Annotated in this window: 16 protein-coding genes; 10 read left to right on the top strand and 6 right to left on the bottom strand. The window is 63.1% G+C overall.

Annotated elements, in window-relative coordinates; genetic code table 11:
• Positions 1 to 262: 262 nt before the first annotated feature.
• The 10 genes from dksA to CLAM6_RS00900 all read left to right on the top strand — a co-directional run bounded on the left by dksA (position 263) and on the right by CLAM6_RS00900 (position 10407).
• Entirely contained in the window at positions 263 to 700 is a 438-nt protein-coding gene (dksA, locus tag CLAM6_RS00950; RefSeq protein WP_043333424.1) for an RNA polymerase-binding protein DksA, read from the top strand.
• 134 nt (positions 701 to 834) lie between these two features.
• Complete coding sequence (gene gluQRS, locus CLAM6_RS00945; protein ID WP_153635067.1) at positions 835 to 1770, top strand: tRNA glutamyl-Q(34) synthetase GluQRS; 936 nt, start codon at positions 835 to 837, stop codon at positions 1768 to 1770.
• 152 nt (positions 1771 to 1922) lie between these two features.
• Positions 1923 to 3533 (top strand): sigma-54-dependent transcriptional regulator, encoded by a 1611-nt coding sequence (locus CLAM6_RS00940; RefSeq protein ID WP_242007726.1) that lies wholly within the window; start codon positions 1923 to 1925, stop codon positions 3531 to 3533.
• A 488-nt stretch (positions 3534 to 4021) separates the two neighbouring features.
• Positions 4022 to 4528, top strand: coding sequence for a hypothetical protein (locus CLAM6_RS00930; RefSeq protein ID WP_152965404.1), 507 nt, complete (start codon positions 4022 to 4024; stop codon positions 4526 to 4528).
• A 129-nt stretch (positions 4529 to 4657) separates the two neighbouring features.
• Positions 4658 to 6058: a polynucleotide adenylyltransferase PcnB gene (pcnB, locus tag CLAM6_RS00925; protein ID WP_043333418.1), complete on the top strand. Its 1401-nt coding sequence runs from the start codon at positions 4658 to 4660 to the stop codon at positions 6056 to 6058.
• Between the two features lie 46 nt (positions 6059 to 6104).
• Complete coding sequence (folK, locus tag CLAM6_RS00920) at positions 6105 to 6602, top strand: 2-amino-4-hydroxy-6-hydroxymethyldihydropteridine diphosphokinase (RefSeq protein ID WP_054556450.1); 498 nt, start codon at positions 6105 to 6107, stop codon at positions 6600 to 6602.
• Positions 6603 to 6771: 169 nt separating this feature from the next.
• Positions 6772 to 7563 carry a 3-methyl-2-oxobutanoate hydroxymethyltransferase gene (gene panB, locus CLAM6_RS00915; protein ID WP_153635066.1) on the top strand — a complete coding sequence of 264 codons (792 nt, stop codon included), beginning with the start codon at positions 6772 to 6774 and terminating at the stop codon, positions 7561 to 7563.
• On the top strand, positions 7563 to 8417 hold the full coding sequence (gene panC, locus CLAM6_RS00910) for a pantoate--beta-alanine ligase (protein WP_153635065.1): 855 nt from the start codon (positions 7563 to 7565) through the stop codon (positions 8415 to 8417). Before panB ends, panC begins: the two co-directional genes overlap by 1 nt.
• 122 nt (positions 8418 to 8539) lie before the next feature.
• Entirely contained in the window at positions 8540 to 8920 is a 381-nt protein-coding gene (gene panD, locus CLAM6_RS00905; RefSeq protein WP_043333409.1) for an aspartate 1-decarboxylase, read from the top strand.
• Between the two features lie 305 nt (positions 8921 to 9225).
• Complete coding sequence (locus CLAM6_RS00900) at positions 9226 to 10407, top strand: acetyl-CoA C-acetyltransferase (protein ID WP_043333407.1); 1182 nt, start codon at positions 9226 to 9228, stop codon at positions 10405 to 10407.
• Between the two features lie 171 nt (positions 10408 to 10578).
• Here the strand turns inward: CLAM6_RS00900 and pnp are convergent, their stop codons facing one another.
• From pnp to nusA, 6 genes are all read right to left on the bottom strand, one after another.
• Positions 10579 to 12720, bottom strand: a complete 2142-nt coding sequence (gene pnp / locus CLAM6_RS00895; RefSeq protein ID WP_153635064.1) for a polyribonucleotide nucleotidyltransferase — start codon at positions 12718 to 12720, stop codon at positions 10579 to 10581.
• 248 nt (positions 12721 to 12968) lie between these two features.
• The gene (gene rpsO / locus CLAM6_RS00890) at positions 12969 to 13238 is read right to left on the bottom strand and encodes a 30S ribosomal protein S15 (RefSeq protein WP_024952154.1); all 270 of its coding nucleotides are present in this window, start codon (positions 13236 to 13238) and stop codon (positions 12969 to 12971) included.
• A gap of 98 nt (positions 13239 to 13336) precedes the next feature.
• Positions 13337 to 14266, bottom strand: coding sequence for a tRNA pseudouridine(55) synthase TruB (truB, locus tag CLAM6_RS00885; protein ID WP_054556446.1), 930 nt, complete (start codon positions 14264 to 14266; stop codon positions 13337 to 13339).
• Positions 14266 to 14691: a 30S ribosome-binding factor RbfA gene (rbfA, locus tag CLAM6_RS00880; protein WP_043333400.1), complete on the bottom strand. Its 426-nt coding sequence runs from the start codon at positions 14689 to 14691 to the stop codon at positions 14266 to 14268. The genes truB and rbfA overlap by 1 nt, the downstream gene beginning before the upstream one ends.
• A gap of 27 nt (positions 14692 to 14718) precedes the next feature.
• On the bottom strand, positions 14719 to 17163 hold the full coding sequence (infB, locus tag CLAM6_RS00875) for a translation initiation factor IF-2 (protein ID WP_043333398.1): 2445 nt from the start codon (positions 17161 to 17163) through the stop codon (positions 14719 to 14721).
• A gap of 28 nt (positions 17164 to 17191) precedes the next feature.
• Complete coding sequence (gene nusA / locus CLAM6_RS00870) at positions 17192 to 18685, bottom strand: transcription termination factor NusA (RefSeq protein WP_054556444.1); 1494 nt, start codon at positions 18683 to 18685, stop codon at positions 17192 to 17194.
• Positions 18686 to 18718 lie beyond the last annotated feature (33 nt).

The following is an 18718-nucleotide window of genomic DNA, read 5'->3' as shown; positions in this document are numbered from 1 at the left end:
AGGATGGGAGCTTCATTCTAGGCGCCTGCCAAGGCCCATTCCCAGCCCCTTCGTGCAGGAAAATCGGTGTTTGCCGGTACACGCCGGACCACTGCCCGCTACAAACTATCGTCGGAGATCGGTTGCAAACTTGTCATTTTTACGCTAAATAAGCTGATCTTCTCGCGAGGGCAGCAGTCAGGACAGCCCCCTCGCCGTGGCCAAGGAGGCAGTGCAACAGACTGTCGACGGCCCAAGTCACCTTGCGGAATGAGGCGGTCCCATGCCCTTAGCTGAAACCAAGCCGGAAGCGCTTAAGAAATTCACCCCGTATGAGCCGGCAGCGGGTGAAGAGTACATGAACGAGAAGCAGCTAGCGCACTTCCGTCAGATCCTGCTGGACTGGAAACAGGAGCTGATGGAAGAGGTCGATCGCACCGTGCGTCACTTGCAGGAAGATGCCAACAACTACGCGGACCCTGCAGACCGTGCCACTCAGGAAGAAGGCTTCAGCCTCGAACTGAGAACACGTGATCGCGAGCGCAAGCTGTTGAAGAAGATCAACGAGACCATCGAGAACATCGATGAAGACGACTACGGCTTCTGCGAAGCCTGCGGCGTCGAGATCGGCATTCGTCGTCTGGAAGCACGTCCGACCGCTACCCAGTGTGTCGACTGCAAGACGCTGGCCGAGTTGAAGGAAAAGCAGCTGGGCCGCTAAGCCCTGCTGTCGATGAAGCGACGTCAGGCCGTCGCCCTCATCCCCCATACGGGCACCCTCCTCGGAGCGGTGCCCGTATGCGTTCAGGCCCTGCTGCCTGCGAATTCCCCACCACGAAGGATGACGGAGCCCACATGCCTACCGCCTACCGTGGCCGCTTTGCCCCTACCCCTTCCGGCCCGCTGCATGCGGGCTCACTGCTGGCCGCCGTCGCCAGCTATCTCGATGCCCGCCATCACGGCGGCGAGTGGCTGGTGCGTATCGAGGATATCGACCCACCGCGCTGCCCCGCCGGGAGCGCCGATACCATCCTGCGCCAGCTGGATGCCTTCGGCCTGCAGCGCGATGGCGAGCTCCGCTATCAGAGCCAGCGTCACACCGCCTACGCCGAGGCACTCGAGCAACTGAAGGCCAGTGGTATCGCCTACCCGTGTGACTGCTCGCGCAAGCAGTGGCGCGAGCACGCCATCTACCCCGGCTGGTGCCGAGAGCGAGCCGAACCGCCCGCGGGCGAGCATGCCTGGCGGCTGGATGTGCGTGCGGCAGAGCGCTTCGGCGGCGCCCGGGCCATAGCTGGCTGGCAGGACCGCCTGCAGGGCGCGGTCCAGCTGGATCTCGCCGCGCTCGGCGATGTGGTGCTCAAGCGACGCGATGGCCTGTGGGCCTATCAGCTGGCTGTGGTGGTGGATGACGCCGAGCAGGGCATCACCGATGTCGTGCGCGGGCTCGATCTGCTCGACAACAGCCCCTGGCAACGTCTGCTGCAGGCCGCGCTCGACCTGCCGATGCCGCGCCTGACGCACCTGCCGCTGATCACGGCCGACAATGGCCAGAAGCTCTCCAAGCAGAATCTGGCACCGGCCCTGCCGGAAGACGCCAGCGCGATTCGAACGCTGCTGCACCATACCCTGACGCTGCTCGGTCAGGCGCCGCCGCCCGAACTGGCGACCGCCAGCCCCGCTGAACAACTCGCCCACGCCACTCCTCGCTGGTCACTCACAGCGGTCGGCACCGCGCCGTCACTCAGTGCGGCCACTACTCCAATGGCAAGGACCGCTGAGGGCAGCTGAGGGAAGTTGAGGGAAGCTGAGACCAGGCACGCCATGCACTCGGGACGCCTGACAACAGCCACGATTGTCGGATTGCCTCCCCTGTGGGAACAGGACAGACTCGGGCGACAGTCATTCCCTCATGCACACCCTCAGGCGAGCGACATCACCCCATGGCCCGGATTCTGATCGTCGAAAAGGAAGGTGCTTCGCGCAACACGCTGCAGCATCTGCTGGAGCGCGAGGGTCACGACGTGGTGCAGGCCAGCGGCCTGGAGGATGCCCGTCTGCAGCACCCTGCCGACTTCGCGCTGGTGATCTGTGACAGTGAACTGGCCGGAGAGCATGCCGACCCGATCCTGCGTGCCAGCCGGCCAACTCCCGTGCTGCTGCTGGCCGACAACCCCAGCCTGCACGCCGCCATCGGCTGTCTGAAGGCAGGGGCAGCCGACTATCTGCCCAAGCCGTTCGATCAGCAGGCCTTCGCGCGCAGCGTGCGCGATGCGCTGTCGCTGCCACGCCAGGGGGCGCCGAGTGCCGCGCCCCCTCCGCCCCAGGCGCATGCTGGCACGGCCAACAAGCCGGTGGAGATGATTGGCCACTGTCGCGCCATGCAACAGGTCTATACCCGCATCCGCAAGGTTGCGCCCGCCGATGTCACCGTGCTGGTGCTCGGTGAGTCCGGCACCGGCAAGGAGCTGGTCGCGCGCGCCATTCACCGTCAGAGCGAACGCCATCAGGCGCCGCTGATCTGCGTCAACTGCGCCGCCATTCCCGAGACATTGATCGAGTCCGAGCTGTTCGGCCATGAAAAAGGCGCTTTCACCGGCGCCACCAGCTCGCGCACCGGTCTGATCGAAGCCGCCGACGGCGGCACACTGTTCCTGGATGAGATCGGCGAACTGCCGCTGGATGCCCAGGCACGTCTGCTGCGGGTGCTGCAGGAGGGCGAGATTCGCCGCGTGGGGGCCATCGAGACGCGCTACGTCGACATCCGCCTCATCGCCGCGACCCATCGCAACCTGCATCAGCTGTCGGCCAGCGGCGAGTTCCGCCTCGACCTCTACTACCGCTTGAACGTGATGGAGATCGACCTGCCGCCCCTGCGTGAGCGTGGCGATGACGTACTGGAACTGGCCGAGCACCTGCTGGCCGGCATCGCCCGCAAGCATGGCCGTGACGGCATGCGGCTCTCTCAGCGGGCGCGTCAGGAAATCCATCACTACGCCTGGCCCGGCAATGTCCGTGAGCTGGAAAACGCCCTCGAGCGTGGCGTCATCCTGGCGGAGCGCCGCATCATCGCCCCGGAAGACCTCGGCCTGCGCACGCCCTCAGGGCAGCCGCTTCAGGCAGCGCCCACCGCAACGGCAGACCCGGTGCCTCCATCCACTGCTCAGGCACCTAAGACAGCGGGTAAAGGGGCGGCGAAAGGAGCAATGAAAGGGTCGATGAAAGGCACAGTGAAAGGCGCCGCCAGGGACGCAAGTCCCGAGACGGCCTCAGCGCCTGTGACAGGTCAGCCCGCGGCCGGCCAACAGGACAAGGGCCAGCCACCGCCTGCGGACACCCCACGCAGCGGCCTCTCGGTGGTCGGCGATGCCGGTGAAGAGGAAGATCTTTCGCTGGAGGACTACTTCCAGCACTTCGTGCTCGAGCATCAGGACCACATGAGCGAGACCGAGCTCGCACGCCGCCTCGGCATCAGCCGCAAGAACCTCTGGGAGCGACGCCAGCGCCTGGGCATTCCACGCCGCAAGGGCCGCCGCAGCTCTCCCGCAAACTGATGTCGGCGCAATGAAGCTGGAGCGACGCTGGAGCACTGACGCTGGCGCACAGAAGTCACTGCGCTGAAGTTACTGCGCTGAAGTTACTGCGCTGAAGTTACTGCACCATGCAGGTGCCCTTCCGAGCGAGCAACCCGCCTGCGGCGCCACCTTGCCTGCCAGAGATCCCCGCATCATCGAGGGCATCGCTAGACTTTAGTGTCGAAAGACTCGCAAAAAACCCAGCTCAATCATTAGCTTGCAAGGCACTTCGTTAGACCTTCGCACCAATTGTTACCATCGACCCCAAATCATGACCCCATCCAGCGCACCGATGGGCACGTCAGGTAACACCTCGCACCTCTCTACACCTCACGTCTCAGCGACCTATGTCTAAATGACTGAATTGCTGGTTTTTTTTAAGCTGTGGCACATCCGATGCAATAACACGGTCAAGAAAAAGAACAACCGGAAATACGAAGCGCGCCCAACAACAACAAGAACGCGCAATGCTTCGAAAACCCTCGACACCAACAAGAACAATACCCGTCGAGCGCGTGACATTGATGATGAACCGCATGCCTCACTACATGAGTGGTGACAGGCAAGAGCCAAAACAAGAACAAACGGCCGCAGTTCATCATCCGCCGATCCAACAACAACAAGATATCGGCAGTCCGGAATCTACTGACCAGGACGCGACGAATCCGGCCTCGAGCACCAACAAGAACAACAGGCTCGACCCCGGATCACCCCCGAAACAACAACAACTCGCGGGGGGAGGCTACTCAGCCGTCGGTGAATGGAAGATTGTTTTGAATACGAGATGGTCACCGAACAGACAGCCAGACAACAACAACATGATCTGCAACACGAAGGATCTGTCTGCATTGATTTGTGACTGTGGTGCGTATTCAGGGCGATGCGCCATCACGAAAAAGAACATCCGCTCAAGGATGCGTGTACCCTACCTGCAAGGGAGACCGAGTGATCGGTCTCCCTTTTTCCTTGTCTGAGAGGTGATTTTCGCCTCGTCAGACGCCTTGAAGTGCAGAGTCGGCCCCTGGATGGCAGACCGGCGCTTTGCCAAGGTATCTGCCCTCGGCTACACTGGGCGGCCTGCCACGCACGAGTCGAATCGCTGCATGCTCAAAGGATTTACCCGCTTTCTACAACGCCCCGGTGACCGCTTGAAGACGCTTTTCAATGCAACTGACGCGCCCGCGGCCCCATTGCCCAGCCTGCGTGTGATACCGCGGGATGAGCATCCCGTGTCCCGCCGCCAGCTCAGCGAGAATGCGCTGAAGGTACTCTATCGCCTGCAAAGCGGTGGATATCAGGCCTATCTGGTCGGTGGCTGTATCCGTGATGCCCTGCTCGGACAACGCCCCAAGGACTTCGACGTGGCCACCAACGCCACGCCGGAACAGGTCCGCGAGCTGTTCCGCAATGCCCGCATCATCGGCCGTCGTTTCCGTATCGTGCACGTGCGCTTCGGTCGTGAGGTGATCGAGGTCACCACCTTCCGCGGCAAGCCGGCCGATAGCACGCCCAGCCAGCATACCCAGCAGTCGGAAGACGGCATGCTGCTGCGTGACAACGTCTTCGGCTCCATCGAGGAGGACGCGCTGCGCCGCGACTTCACGATCAATGCCCTCTATTACGACGTGTCCGACTTCACGATCCACGACTGGGCCAATGGTGTACGCGATATCGAAGCGCGCATGATTCGCCTGATCGGCGATCCGGAAACACGCTATCGCGAAGACCCGGTGCGCATGCTGCGTGCCGTCCGCTTCGCCGGCAAGCTGGACTTCGACATCGAGGAGGCCACGGCCGAACCGATGTACGAACTGGCCCCGCTGCTGCTGCAGATTCCGCCGGCGCGCATGTTCGAGGAAGTGCTCAAGCTGTTCATGTCCGGCTATGCACTGGAAACCTTCCATCTCCTGCGTGAGTTTGGTCTGTTCCAGATGCTGTTCCCCGAGACGGAAGAGAGCTTCGCGCATTATCACTGGTCCATGCCGCTGATCGAGAAGGCGCTGGCCAGCACGGACGACCGCATCCGCGAAGACAAGCCGGTCACGCCGGCCTTCCTGTATGCCGCCCTGCTGTGGCCGGGCGTCAAGGCGCGTACCGACCAGCTGATCGCCAGTGGCATGCCCGATATTCCGGCAGCCCACCAGGCGGCTCAGCAGGCGATCGCTCGCCAGCTCAACCATACCTCGATCCCGAAGCGCTTCAGCATTCCGATGCGCGAGATCTGGGACATGCAGGCCAAGTTGCCGCGTCGCCGTGGCAAACGCGCCTTCCAGACCCGCGAGCATCCGCGCTTCCGCGCCGCCTACGACTTCCTGCTGCTGCGCGAATTCGCCGGTGAAGTGAAGCCGGGGCTGGGCAAGTGGTGGACCGACTTCCAGGAAGTCGATGCTCGCACCCAGGTCACGATGATCGAAGGTGTCTCCGATGAAGGCCCCGCCGGCAGCAAGCCGGTCGGCACCAAGCGTCGCGGCAAGCGTCGGCGCAATGGTCGCGGCCAGGGCTGAGCAGTGGCTCGTCTGAGCCACTGCCGTCTCCACGCAGGAACTCCGCATGATTTCGACAGCCTTGATTGGCCTCGGTGCCAATCTTGACGATCCGCGCGCTCAACTGGAGCGCGCGCTTGAGGCTCTCGACCGGCTGCCGCTGACCCGCTGCACGCGACATTCTCGCCTGTATGCCAGCAAGCCGGTCGGCCCGCAGGACCAGCCCGACTTCGTCAATGCCGTCGCCGAGCTATCGACCCGCCTGTCTCCCCTCGCCCTGCTCGATCAACTGCAAGCCCTGGAACAGCAGCATCGCCGCGTGCGGCTGCGTCACTGGGGGCCCCGCACGCTGGACCTGGACCTGCTGCTCTTCAATGACAGCAGGATCTCGACGCCGCGTCTCGTCGTGCCCCATCGCGAAATGCTCAAACGTGGTTTCGTGATGCGTCCGTTGGCTGACCTGCTGGGCCCGCAGCGCCTCAGCGTGCTGGGCGAGGAGAATCTCGAAATACTGGCGTCTCGAGTTGAGGGCGATGACTTGCTCCCCCTCGGACCTCAGGAGTAGAGTTTCGCCATCTTGTTACCGTCGTGCCCACTTTGGCCTGTGCGGTAACACTTTCTGGTAACACCGGCCCGTGTCGCCCGCAGTCCGCCCTCGGCGGCCTTCTCGCGATCGCGGCTGCTCGACGCCACGGGCAGCCGCGTCATACGCGCCGCAACGAGTAAGCGTCCCGATGAAAAACGTCACCCTGAGCACCCTGCGCCGCCTCAAGGCCGATGGTGAGACGTTCAGTTGCCTCACCGCCTACGATGCCACCTTTGCTCATCTTGCCAGCGATGCCGGCATTGAAGTGCTGCTGGTCGGCGACTCTCTCGGCATGGTCCTGCAGGGCCATACCAGCACCCTGCCCGTCACCATCGATGACATCTGCTACCACACCGCCGCCGTGGCACGTGGCAAGCAAGGCAGCCTGCTGATGGCCGACCTGCCCTTCATGAGCAATGCCAGCACCGACATCCTGCTCGATCATGCGGCGCGTCTGATGCGTGCCGGCGCCGAGATGGTCAAGGTCGAAGGCGAAGCCTGGCTGGCCGATGCCGTCACCGCGCTCGTCCAGCGTGGCGTGCCGGTCTGCGTGCACATGGGCCTGACGCCACAGCACGTGCATGCCTTCGGCGGCTACAAGGTACAGGGTCGCGACGAGGCACGCGCCGAACAGATCATCGCCGATGCGCGCACGCTGGAAGCCGCGGGTGCCGCGATCATCCTGCTCGAATGCGTGCCGTCCGAGCTGGCCGCGCGCATTCGTGATGCCGTCGAGGTGCCGGTGATCGGCATCGGTGCCGGCGTGGACGTCGATGGCCAGATTCTGGTCATGCACGACATGCTCGACCTGACGCCCGGCCGCAAGCCGCGCTTCGTCAAGAATTTCATGAGCGATGCCGGCAACGTGCAGGAGGCCTTCGCCGCCTACCACCAGGCGGTCAAGACGCGCAGCTTCCCGGCGCCGGAGCACGGCTTCTGATGAAAACCGTCTCCCAGATCAACGTCCTGCGCGAGCAACTCGCCCAGGCGCGCCGCGATGGCCTGCGTATCGCGCTGGTGCCGACCATGGGCAACCTGCATGCCGGCCACCTGTCGCTGGTCCGTGAAGCGCGCCGCCACGCCGACATGGTCGTCGCGAGCATCTTCGTCAACCCGCTGCAGTTCGGCCCCGGCGAAGACCTCGACAGCTATCCGCGCACCCTCGAGGCCGACCAGAATGCGCTGGCCGCAGAAGGATGTGACCTGCTGTTCGCCCCCTCGACGGCGGAACTCTACCCCGCGGGCCGCGACGGACTGTGCAACGTGCAGGTGCCGGGCGTTTCCGAAGGCCTGTGCGGCGGCAACCGTCCGGGTCACTTCGATGGCGTCGCCACCGTCGTCAGCATCCTGTTCAATCTGGTGCGCCCTGAAGTCGCCTGTTTCGGCGAGAAGGACTTCCAGCAGCTGGCTGTGATCCGCAAGCTCAACCGCGACCTGCACTTCGGCATCGAGATCATCGGCGTGCCCATCGTGCGTGCCGAGGATGGGCTGGCACTGTCATCACGCAACGGCTACCTGAGTGAGCAGGAGCGCGCCATCGCGCCGCGTCTCAAGCAGTGCCTCGATGCCCTGAAGGCTCGCCTTGAGCAGGGCGTGGCGCGTGATGTGGCGCTGCGCGAGGCACTGGCCGCCATCAGCGAGAGCGGCTTCAAGCCGGACTATCTCGAGCTGCGCCGCGCGGCTGACCTGGGGGCGGTCGAGGATGACACGCGCGAGGCGGTGATTCTGGTCGCCGCACACCTGGGCCGTACGCGCCTGCTCGATAACCTGAAGGTCGCCTTGCCGGTGGCCTGATGCCTGATTAGACTGCGCCGCCTTGCACCCTGGCGTGGCACTGTCCGCCACGCCATACGCGCCATGGCCCTGGTCCCAGGGCCTTGATCTGCGCCCGGCGGCGCTCAACTGGAGACATCCTGATGCAAGCCATCATGCTCAAGGCCAAGCTGCACATGGCCCGCGTGACTCACGCCGTCCTCAACTACGAGGGCTCCTGCGCCATCGATGGCGACCTGCTCGACATGGCAGGCATTCGTGAGTATGAACAGATCCAGATCTACAACGTGGACAACGGCAAGCGCTTCACCACCTATGCCATTCGCGGCGAAGAAGGCTCGAAGATCATCTCGGTGAACGGCGCCGCAGCCCACCAGGCCGATGTCGGCGACCGCGTGATCATCTGCGCCTTCGCCCACTACGCCGAGAGCGAACTGGACGCGCACAAGCCCTCCATGGTCTATCTGATGGAAGGCAACGAGGTCAGCCATACGGCCAACGCCATCCCGGTCCAGATGGCCTGAGCCCCCCTTGCTGCCTGCCGCTCCGCGCCCTGAGGGCTGATGCCTTCAGGCCTTGAGCCTGCCGCGAGCGCCCCAACACGACGCCAGCCCTGCCTGCCAGAGCGCTGGCGTCGTGCCGTCTGGACAGGCGATACGTATGGCTAAAGGCTGACACTGGAGATGCCCTTTGGCGATTGCCGCACCGCACAAAACTGCCTTATGCTGGAATCTCACCTCAGCAGGACTGCGCCTCGCCCGCTTGATGGCATGGCCATAGTCGCAGCCAATTGACTCAGACAGTCTCGCAAGAGAACAGGAGCGTTCAGATGCAGGATGTGGTGATCGTAGCAGCCCGTCGTACCGCCGTAGGCGCCTTCGGTGGCAGCCTGGCTGGCATTTCCGCCGCGGATCTCGGCGCACATGTCATCAAGGATATCCTCGCCAGCACGGGTGTCAGTGGCGATCAGGTCGATGAAGTGCTTCTGGGCCAGGTGCTGACAGCAGGATGCGGTCAGAACCCGGCACGTCAGGCGGTCATCAAGGCAGGCTTGCCGGAAGGCGTGCCCGCCATGACCATCAACAAGGTCTGCGGGTCTGGCCTCAAGGCGCTGCACCTGGCCACCCAGGCCATCCGTTGCGGCGATGCCGAGCTGATTCTGGCCGGCGGTCAGGAAAACATGTCCCTGTCTCCGCACGTGCTGCCCAACTCGCGTGACGGCAAGCGCATGGGCGACTGGAAGGCGATCGACTCCATGGTCCACGACGGTCTGTGGGATGCCTTCAATGATATCCACATGGGCATCACCGCCGAGAATCTGGCCGAGAAATACGAGATCACCCGTGAAGCCCAGGACGCCTTCGCGGCCGCCTCTCAGCAGAAGGCCTGCGCAGCCATCGAAGCTGGCCGCTTCAAGGGCCAGATCGTCCCGGTCGAGATCCCGCAGCGCAAGGGCGACCCGATCGTCTTCGATACCGACGAGAACCCGCGCGCCGGCACCACGGCCGAGAAGCTCGGCGGCATGCGTCCGGCCTTCAAGAAGGACGGCACCGTCACCGCCGGCAATGCCTCGGCGCTCAACGACGGCGCTGCCGTGGTCATGCTGTGTTCCGCTGACAAGGCCCGCGAGCTGGGCCTGACGCCGCTGGCGACCATCAAGGCCTACTCCAACGCGGGTGTTGATCCGAAGATCATGGGCATCGGCCCGGCGCCGGCGACTCGCCTATGCCTCAAGAAGGCCGGCTGGAGCCTGGAAGACCTCGACCTGATCGAAGCCAACGAAGCCTTCGCCGCCCAGGCCCTGTCGGTCAACAAGGAGCTGGGCTGGGATGTCGACAAGGTCAACGTCAATGGCGGCGCTATTGCCCTCGGCCACCCGATCGGCGCCTCCGGTTGCCGTGTGCTGGTCTCGCTGGTGCACGAGATGATCGAACGTGATGCCAAGAAGGGTCTGGCGACCCTGTGCATCGGTGGCGGTCAGGGTGTCGCGCTGGCCATCGAGCGCAGCTGATCGCTCACATATCTGAACCCCCGCCTGAACCCTCCCTGCTCGCGCAATCTTGAGCAGGGAGATATGCAAAAGCCCCCGCCAGGTCACTGGCGGGGGCTTTTTCTTGCCCGGAGGATTCGCCCCTCATGCAGAGCAGGCAAGACCGGGGCGGGGACGCTCCGCGACGATCGGTCAGTCCTGGGCGGCGGCCTCTTCAGCCTGAGCAGCGGCAAAGGCCGCCTTCTCTTCTTCGCTGATCTCTTTCAGCGACAGCTTGACGCGATTGCGGTTGTCGATATCGAGCACCTTGACCACCACCTCATCGCCTTCGTTGAGGTAGTCACGTACGTCATTGACCCGCTCCTCGACGATCTGCGAGATGTGCAGCAGGCCATCGGTGCCCGGCATGAAGGTGATGAAGGCACCGAAGTCGGCGATGCGCGCCACCTTGCCGGCATAGAGCTTGCCGATCTCGGCCTCGGCAATGATGCCCTCGACGTATTTGGCAGCCGCCTGTGCCTGCGCCTTGTGCTCGGCATAGATGCGCACGCTGCCATCATCATCGAGATCGACATTGGCGCCAGTCTCTTCACAGATCTTGCGGATGGTGGAGCCGCCCTTGCCGATCACGTCACGCACCTTGTTGGGCGCGATCTTGAGGGACAGCATCGCCGGGGCATTGTCCGAGACTTCCTGGCGACTGGCGGCCAGCACCTCATTCATCTGCGCGAGGATGGTCAGGCGTGCCTCGAGGGCCTGTTCCAGCGCCTGCTCAAGAATCTCCTCGTCGATCCCCTCGATCTTGATGTCCATCTGCAGCGCGGTAACGCCTTCGGCGGTCCCCGCGACCTTGAAGTCCATGTCGCCGAGGTGATCCTCATCGCCGAGGATATCGGTCAGTATCGCGACGCCATTGGCGTCCTTGACCAGCCCCATGGCGATACCCGCGACCGGTGCCTTGAGCGGCACACCGGCGTCCATCAGCGCAAGCGAGGCCCCACACACGGACGCCATCGAGCTCGAGCCGTTGGATTCGGTGATCTCGGAGACGACACGGATCGCGTAGGGGAAGGCCTGCAGCGACGGCAGCATGGATTCGATGCCACGACGCGCCAGACGCCCATGGCCGATCTCACGCCGCTTGGGCGCGCCGATGAAGCCCGTCTCGCCGACGCAGTAGGGCGGGAAGTTGTAGTGCAGCATGAAGCGGTCCTGCTTCTCGCCGGACAGCCCTTCGATCAGCTGTGAGTCGCGCGTGGTCCCCAGGGTGGCAGTGGCGATCGCCTGGGTCTCGCCGCGGGTGAACAGCGCCGAACCATGCGCCTTGGGCAACACGCCCACCGCCATGTCCAGCGGTCGCACGGTGCGGGTATCACGACCATCGATACGCGGCTCACCGGCGATCACGCGCTGGCGCACGATACGCTTCTCGAGCGCCGCGAAGGCCGTGGCGACGGCCTCGACACTGAAGCGCGCATCATCCTCGGCGCCTAGCAGGTCGATGGCCTGCGCCTTGAGCGCCGACAGGCTGTCCTGACGCGCCATCTTGTCACTCAGGCGATAGGCATCACCGATCCGGGTGGCGAAGCTCTGCTCCAGCGCCTCGACCAGCACGCGGTCGAGCTTCTGCGGCACCCACGCCCACTTGGGACGATTGACCTTGGCGGCGAACGTCTCGATCCCCGTGATGGCCTTCTGCATCTCGTGATGGCCATAGAGCACGGCGCCAAGCATCTCGTCTTCCAGCAGCTCCTGGGCTTCGGACTCGACCATCAACACGGCCTTCTCGGTGCCCGCCACCACCATGTCCAGCTCGGAATGCGCCAGTTCGCTGTAGCCGGGATTCAGGAAGTAGCCGCGCTGCTCGCTGAAGCCGACGCGCGCCGCGCCCACGGGGCCCGCGAAGGGCACACCGGAGATGCAAAGCGCTGCAGAGGTGCCGAGCAGTGCCGCGATGTCGGGGTCGACATTGCGCTCCGCCGACATCACCGTGCAGACCACCTGCACCTCATTCATGAAGCCTTCGGGAAACAGCGGGCGCATCGGACGGTCGATCAAGCGTGAGGTCAGGGTTTCCTTCTCGGTGGGACGCCCTTCGCGCTTGAGGAAGCCGCCGGGGATACGCCCCGCCGCGTAGGCCTTCTCCTGATAATGGACCGACAACGGGAAGAAGGACTGGCCGGGTTTCGGCGACGCCTTGGCCACCACGGTGCACAACACCGAGGTATTGCCCATGGTCACCATCACGCTACCGGTCGCCTGACGCGCGATGCGGCCGGTCTCGAGGGTGATGGTGTCATTACCGTACTGGAAGCTGTGCGTTACCGGGTTCACGGCGCATGTCCTTTAATCTGATAGTCATCGATGCCAGGCGCTCATGGTAAAGCGCGCCACAGGCAATGAAAAGCGGGTTGATCCCACGCGACAAGCGGGCTGCAGCGCGGGTCGAGCCTCTGATCTGAAGCCCGGATCACCTCGGTATCAGGCACAAAAAAACCGACACCGCCCGCAGGCAGTGTCGGTTTTCCTGTGCCCACCGGGGGCCCGCCATGCACCGAAGTGCATGGCGGCAACATCGCTGATTAGCGACGCAGACCCAGACGCTGGATCAGAGCGGTGTAACGCTCGAAGTCCTTGCGCTTGAGGTAGTCAAGCAGCTTGCGGCGCTGGTTGACCATGCGGATCAGACCACGACGGGAGTGGTGATCCTGCTTGTTGGCCTTGAAGTGACCCTGCAGGCCATCAATGTTGGCGCTCAGCAGAGCAACCTGAACTTCCGGGGAACCGGTGTCGTTCTCGCCACGGCCGAATTCGGTAACGATCTCAGCCTTCTTCTCAGCGGTAAGTGCCATCTGTCTCTCCAGTAAGCAATATGCTTGATAGATTAGAAATGTCGAAGACCACGCATATTTGCAGTCTTCATGCGGCTTGCGGCGAGGCCGCAATCAGCTCACCCAGCCGCCGCCTCGACGGCAGAACTGAGCAGTCGGCGAGGAGCGATGACGCCCTCCGCCGCAATCCGGACCAGCCCGAGCAACTGCTGGTCCTGATACACACGAGCCAGGGAGTCCACTTCCAGCGACCCTGTCGTCGTTTCAGCCTGTTGACCACGCAATATCATCCGCGCCATCTCGGCAGTGATGTCGAGACGCGGGAGATGATCGAGCAGGATGTCGACAGGTAACAGAACGCCTTCACGTGCCTGCTGGTCAGCCAGCGCCTCGAGGCGCTCGAAATCCAGCATGGCATCACCCGTGAACGGGCCCGTCTTGAGACGACGCAGTGCCGTGAGGTGGGCTCCACAGCCCAGCGCCTCGCCGATATCCTCGGCCAGACTGCGTATGTAGGTACCCTTGCTGACCGCCACTTCGATCTCGATGCCATCGGAGTGCCGCGCAAGAAGCGCCATATTGTAGATGGTAACGCGACGGACTGCACGCTCGATTTCAATCCCCTGGCGCGCCAGCTCGTAGAGCGGACGTCCCTGGTGCTTGAGCGCGGAGTACATCGGCGGTACCTGATCTATCTCGCCACGGAACCTGTCCAGCACCGCGTCCAGCTCGGCCTGCGCAATCTCGGGAATCTCCCGCTCGCGAATCACCGTGCCTTCCGCATCACCGGTATCGGTGACCTGGCCAAACTTGATCCGTGCCCGATAGACCTTGTCTGCCTCGAGAAGATGCGAGGAGAACTTGGTCGCTTCCCCGAAGCAGACCGGCAACAAGCCGGTCGCCATCGGGTCGAGCGTGCCGGTATGACCGGCCTTCTGCGCCTGGTAGAGGCGACGAGCCTTCTGAAGCGCATAGTTGCTGGACATGCCCTTGGGCTTGTCCAGCAACAGAACGCCATCGATCGGCAAGCCGCGACGACGACGCGCCATCAGGCGTCCGGCGTGGTGCCCGGGGCACCATCTTCGCTGTCGTCATCACCGCGTTCAGCACTGCGCTTGCGATCGTCAGCGACCGCATCGTTGATCAGTGAGGACAGGTGATGGCCACGAACGACGCTTTCATCGTAATGAAAACGCAGTTCCGGCACGTGGCGCAGCTGAATGGTGCGCGCCAGCTGGGAGCGCAGGAAACCTGCCGCGCGCTTGAGCACGGCGAGGTTTTCCTTGATGCGTTCCGGGCTGTCGTCACCCAGCAGGGTCACGTAGACATCGGAGTAGGACAGGTCGCGGCTGACCTTGGCGGCGCTGACCGTCAGCATGCCAAGGCGCGGGTCCTTGACCTCGCGCTGAATCAACAGCGCGAGCTCTTGCTGGATCTGGTCCGCCACGCGGTCAGTACGGCTGTATTCACGCATCCGTGATCTCTCCTTGCAGGGGCGCTATCAGAGCGTGCGCTCGACCTGGATCTGGTCGAACACCTCGATCTTGTCGCCAACCTGCACGTCGTTGTAGTTCTTGACGCCGATACCACATTCCATGCCGTTGCGGACTTCGTTGACGTCATCCTTGAAGCGACGCAGGGATTCCAGCTCGCCTTCATAGATGACCACGTTGTCACGCAGCACGCGGATGCGCTTGGAGCGGTACATGTTGCCTTCGACGACCATACAACCGGCGATCGCGCCGATCTTCGGTGCCTTGAAGACATCGCGCACTTCGGCAACACCGACGATCTGCTCGCGGAATTCCGGTGCCAGCATGCCAGTCATGGCCAGCTTGACCTCGTCGATCAGCTGGTAGATGACGCTGTAGTAGCGCAGATCCAGACCTTCACGCTCGACGATCTCACGCGCGGAGGCGTCAGCACGGACGTTGAAGCCGACCAGGATCGCCTCGGAAGCGAGTGCCAGGTTGGCATCGGTACCGGTGATACCACCGACACCGGAAGAGACCACGGCCACCTTGACTTCTTCGGTGGAGAGTTCTTCCAGCGCGCCACGGATGGCTTCCAGAGAACCCTGCACGTCGGCCTTGAGGACGACGTTGACCTTGGCGACTTCGTCCTGACCCATCTGGGAGAACATGTTCTCCAGCTTGGCCTTCTGCTGACGTGCCAGGCGCACTTCGCGGTACTTGCCCTGACGGAAGTTGGCGACTTCACGTGCCTTCTTCTCGTCCGGGACCACGGTGAACTCTTCACCGGCGTCCGGCGTGCCACCCAGGCCCTGGATCTCGACCGGCATGGCCGGACCCACGGAATCGACCTGCTTGCCGAGTTCGTTGATCAGCGCACGCACACGACCGTAATGCAGGCCGGCGAGGACGATATCGCCCTTCTTCAGCGTACCGTTCTGGACCAGCACGGTCGCGACCGGGCCACGGCCCTTGTCGAGACGGGACTCGACCACGACGCCTTTACCCGGCGCGGACGGCACGGCCTGAAGTTCGAGAACTTCGGAGACCAGCAGGACACCTTCGAGCAGCGCGTCGATGTTTTCGCCGGTCTTGGCGGAAACGTGGACGAACTGGGTATCACCACCCCATTCCTCGGAGATGACACCGTGCTGGGACAGCTCATTCTTGACGCGGTCCGGATCAGCACCTGGCTTGTCGATCTTGTTCACCGCCACGACCATCGGGACACCCGCGGCCTTGGAGTGCTCGACAGCCTCGATGGTCTGCGGCATCACGCCATCATCGGCAGCCACCACCAGGATGACGACGTCGGTCGCCTTGGCACCACGAGCACGCATGGCGGTGAACGCCGCGTGGCCCGGGGTATCCAGGAAGGTGATGTCACCGTTGTCGTGTTCGACGTGGTAGGCACCGATGTGCTGGGTGATACCACCCGCTTCACCTGTGGCGACCTTGGTGCGGCGGATGTAATCCAGCAGCGAGGTCTTGCCGTGGTCGACGTGACCCATGACGGTAACGACCGGCGCGCGGGTGATCTGCTCACCTTCGTAGGAGATGCCTTCGAGAACGGCTGTCTCGAGTGCGTCATCCTTGATCAGCTTGGGCGTGTGGCCCATTTCCTCGACCACGATGGTCGCGGTTTCCTGATCGATCGTCTGGTTGATGGTGACCGCAGCGCCCATGTTGAACATGGTCTTGATCACTTCAGACGCCTTGACGGCCATCTTGTCGGCGAGGTCTGCCACTGAGATGGACTCAGGGATGGAGACTTCACGGACGAAGGTCTGGACCGGCTTCGGCGGCTGACGGTTGGCATCACGGCCACCACGACGACCACCGCGACGCTCGGCGCGCTTGACCTTCTTGGCCCCGCCACGCTTGCGTTCACTACGGTCTTCACGGGCTTCGCGACGATCACGTGATTCATCACGCGGCGCAGCCTTGGCGCGACGCGGTGCATCACCACGCGGCTCCTTCGGCGGCGCATTGACTTCCGGCGCAGCGTCGGCGGCCGGTGCAGCGGCAGCAGCCGGTGCACTCTGACGCGGACGCTCTTCGCGACGGTTGTCATTGCCACGACGCTCTTCGCGCTGCGGTGCCGCAGCCGGCTTGTCCGCAACGGCAGCTGCCGGTGCAGCAGCAGCCGGCGCTTCTGCAGCCTGCTCTTCGCCCTCTTTGACGTAGGTACGCTTCTTGCGCACCTGCACCTCGATGGACTTGCCGCGACCGCTACCCGTGTTGATGCGAGACTTGGTCTTGCGGGTCAGGGTAATGCGGTTCTTGGGCGCTGCCGGAGCGGCGCCACCACCGTGGCTCTTGGTGAGGTGATCAAGCAGCTTCTGCTTGTCGACCTCAGAGACGGCGTCGTTCTCTGACTTGTGCTTCAAACCCGCTTCATGCATCTGTTCCAGTAGGCGGGCTGACTCGCGGCCCACCTTCTTGGCGAATTCTTTGACTGTCATTTCTGACATGTACGACCCTCCTGAGCCCGTGACCTAGTTACTGTTCGCTTGCGAACCAGGGCGCGCGGGCGGTCATGATCAACGCCGCTGCTCGCTCTTCGTCGACGCCTTCGATGTCTTTCAGATCATCGATGGCCTGCTCAGCAAGGTCTTCCATGGTGACGATACCCTTGCTGGCCAGGATGTATGCCAGATGACTCTCCATGCCTTCCATGTTGAGCAGGTCTTCGGCCGGCTGTGCGCCGTCCAGTTGCTCTTCAGTGGCGATGGCGAGATTCAGCAGTTCATCCTTGGCCCGAGCGCGCAGCTCCTCGACCAGATCCTGGTCAAAGCCCTCGACCTCGAGCATTTCCTCGAGCGGGACATAGGCGATTTCCTCGAGTGAGGTGAAGCCCTCGTCCACCAGGACACGGGCTAGATCCTCTTCAATCTCGAGATGAGTGATGAAATATTCGACGAAACTGTCGATTTCCTGCTCGCGCTTGCCCTCGGCTTCCGCCTCGGTCATGACGTTGAGCTGCCAACCGGTCAGCTCACTGGCCAGACGAACGTTCTGACCGCTGCGACCGATGGCCTGAGCCAGGTTGTCCGCAGCGACAGCGACATCCATGGAATGGGTGTCTTCGTCGACCAGAATGGAACCGACATCTGCCGGCGCCATGGCGTTGATGACGAGCTGGGCAGGATTGTCATCCCACAGGATGATATCCACGCGTTCGTTACGCAGTTCATTGGACACGGCCTGCACGCGTGAACCACGCATGCCGACACAGGCACCGATCGGATCGATGCGCTTGTCGTTGCTCTTGACCGCGATCTTGGCGCGCGAGCCCGGATCACGGGCAGCACCCTTGATCTCGATCAGCTGCTCGGCGATTTCCGGGACTTCGATCTTGAACAGCTCGATGATCAGCTCAGGACGCGTACGCGACAGGATCAGCTGAGAACCACGAGCATCCGCGTCGACTTTCCACAGCAGGGCACGAACCCGCTCGTTCAAGCGGTAGCGCTCGCCGTGAATCATCTCACCGCGCGGCAGGAAGCCTTCGGCGTTGTCGCCCAGATCGATGATGAGGCCATCACGTGTCGTCTTCTTGACGATACCCGCGACCAGCTCACCTTCACGCTCGGCGTAAAGGCGCACCACTTCCGCACGCTCGGCCTCGCGCACCTTCTGCACGATGACCTGCTTGGCGGTCTGTGCAGCGATGCGACCGAACGCTTCGGATTCGATCTGCTTCTCGACCACGGCACCCAGCGCCAGCGGCTCTTCGCGCTGTTCGGCGATGCTGGCCTTGATCTCGTAGTCCGGCGTCTCGAACTCGTCGTCTTCGACGACGGTCCAGCGACGGTAGGTCGCGTAATCACCGGTGACACGATCGATCTTGACGCGGATATCCGCCTCTTCCTGATCGAAACGCTTGCGTGACGCCGAAGCCAATGCCGCTTCGACGGCTTCGAAAATCACATCCCGCGGCACGCCTTTCTCGTTGGAGATGGCGTCAACGACCAGCAGAATCTCTTTGCTCATGACTTTGCCTCGCCAGAAACCTGTCCTTGCGCA

Origin of the sequence: Cobetia sp. AM6 (assembly GCF_009617955.1) — a bacterium.
Taxonomy (GTDB): domain Bacteria; phylum Pseudomonadota; class Gammaproteobacteria; order Pseudomonadales; family Halomonadaceae; genus Cobetia; species Cobetia amphilecti.
This window is presented reverse-complemented; position numbering and strand designations above follow the sequence as displayed.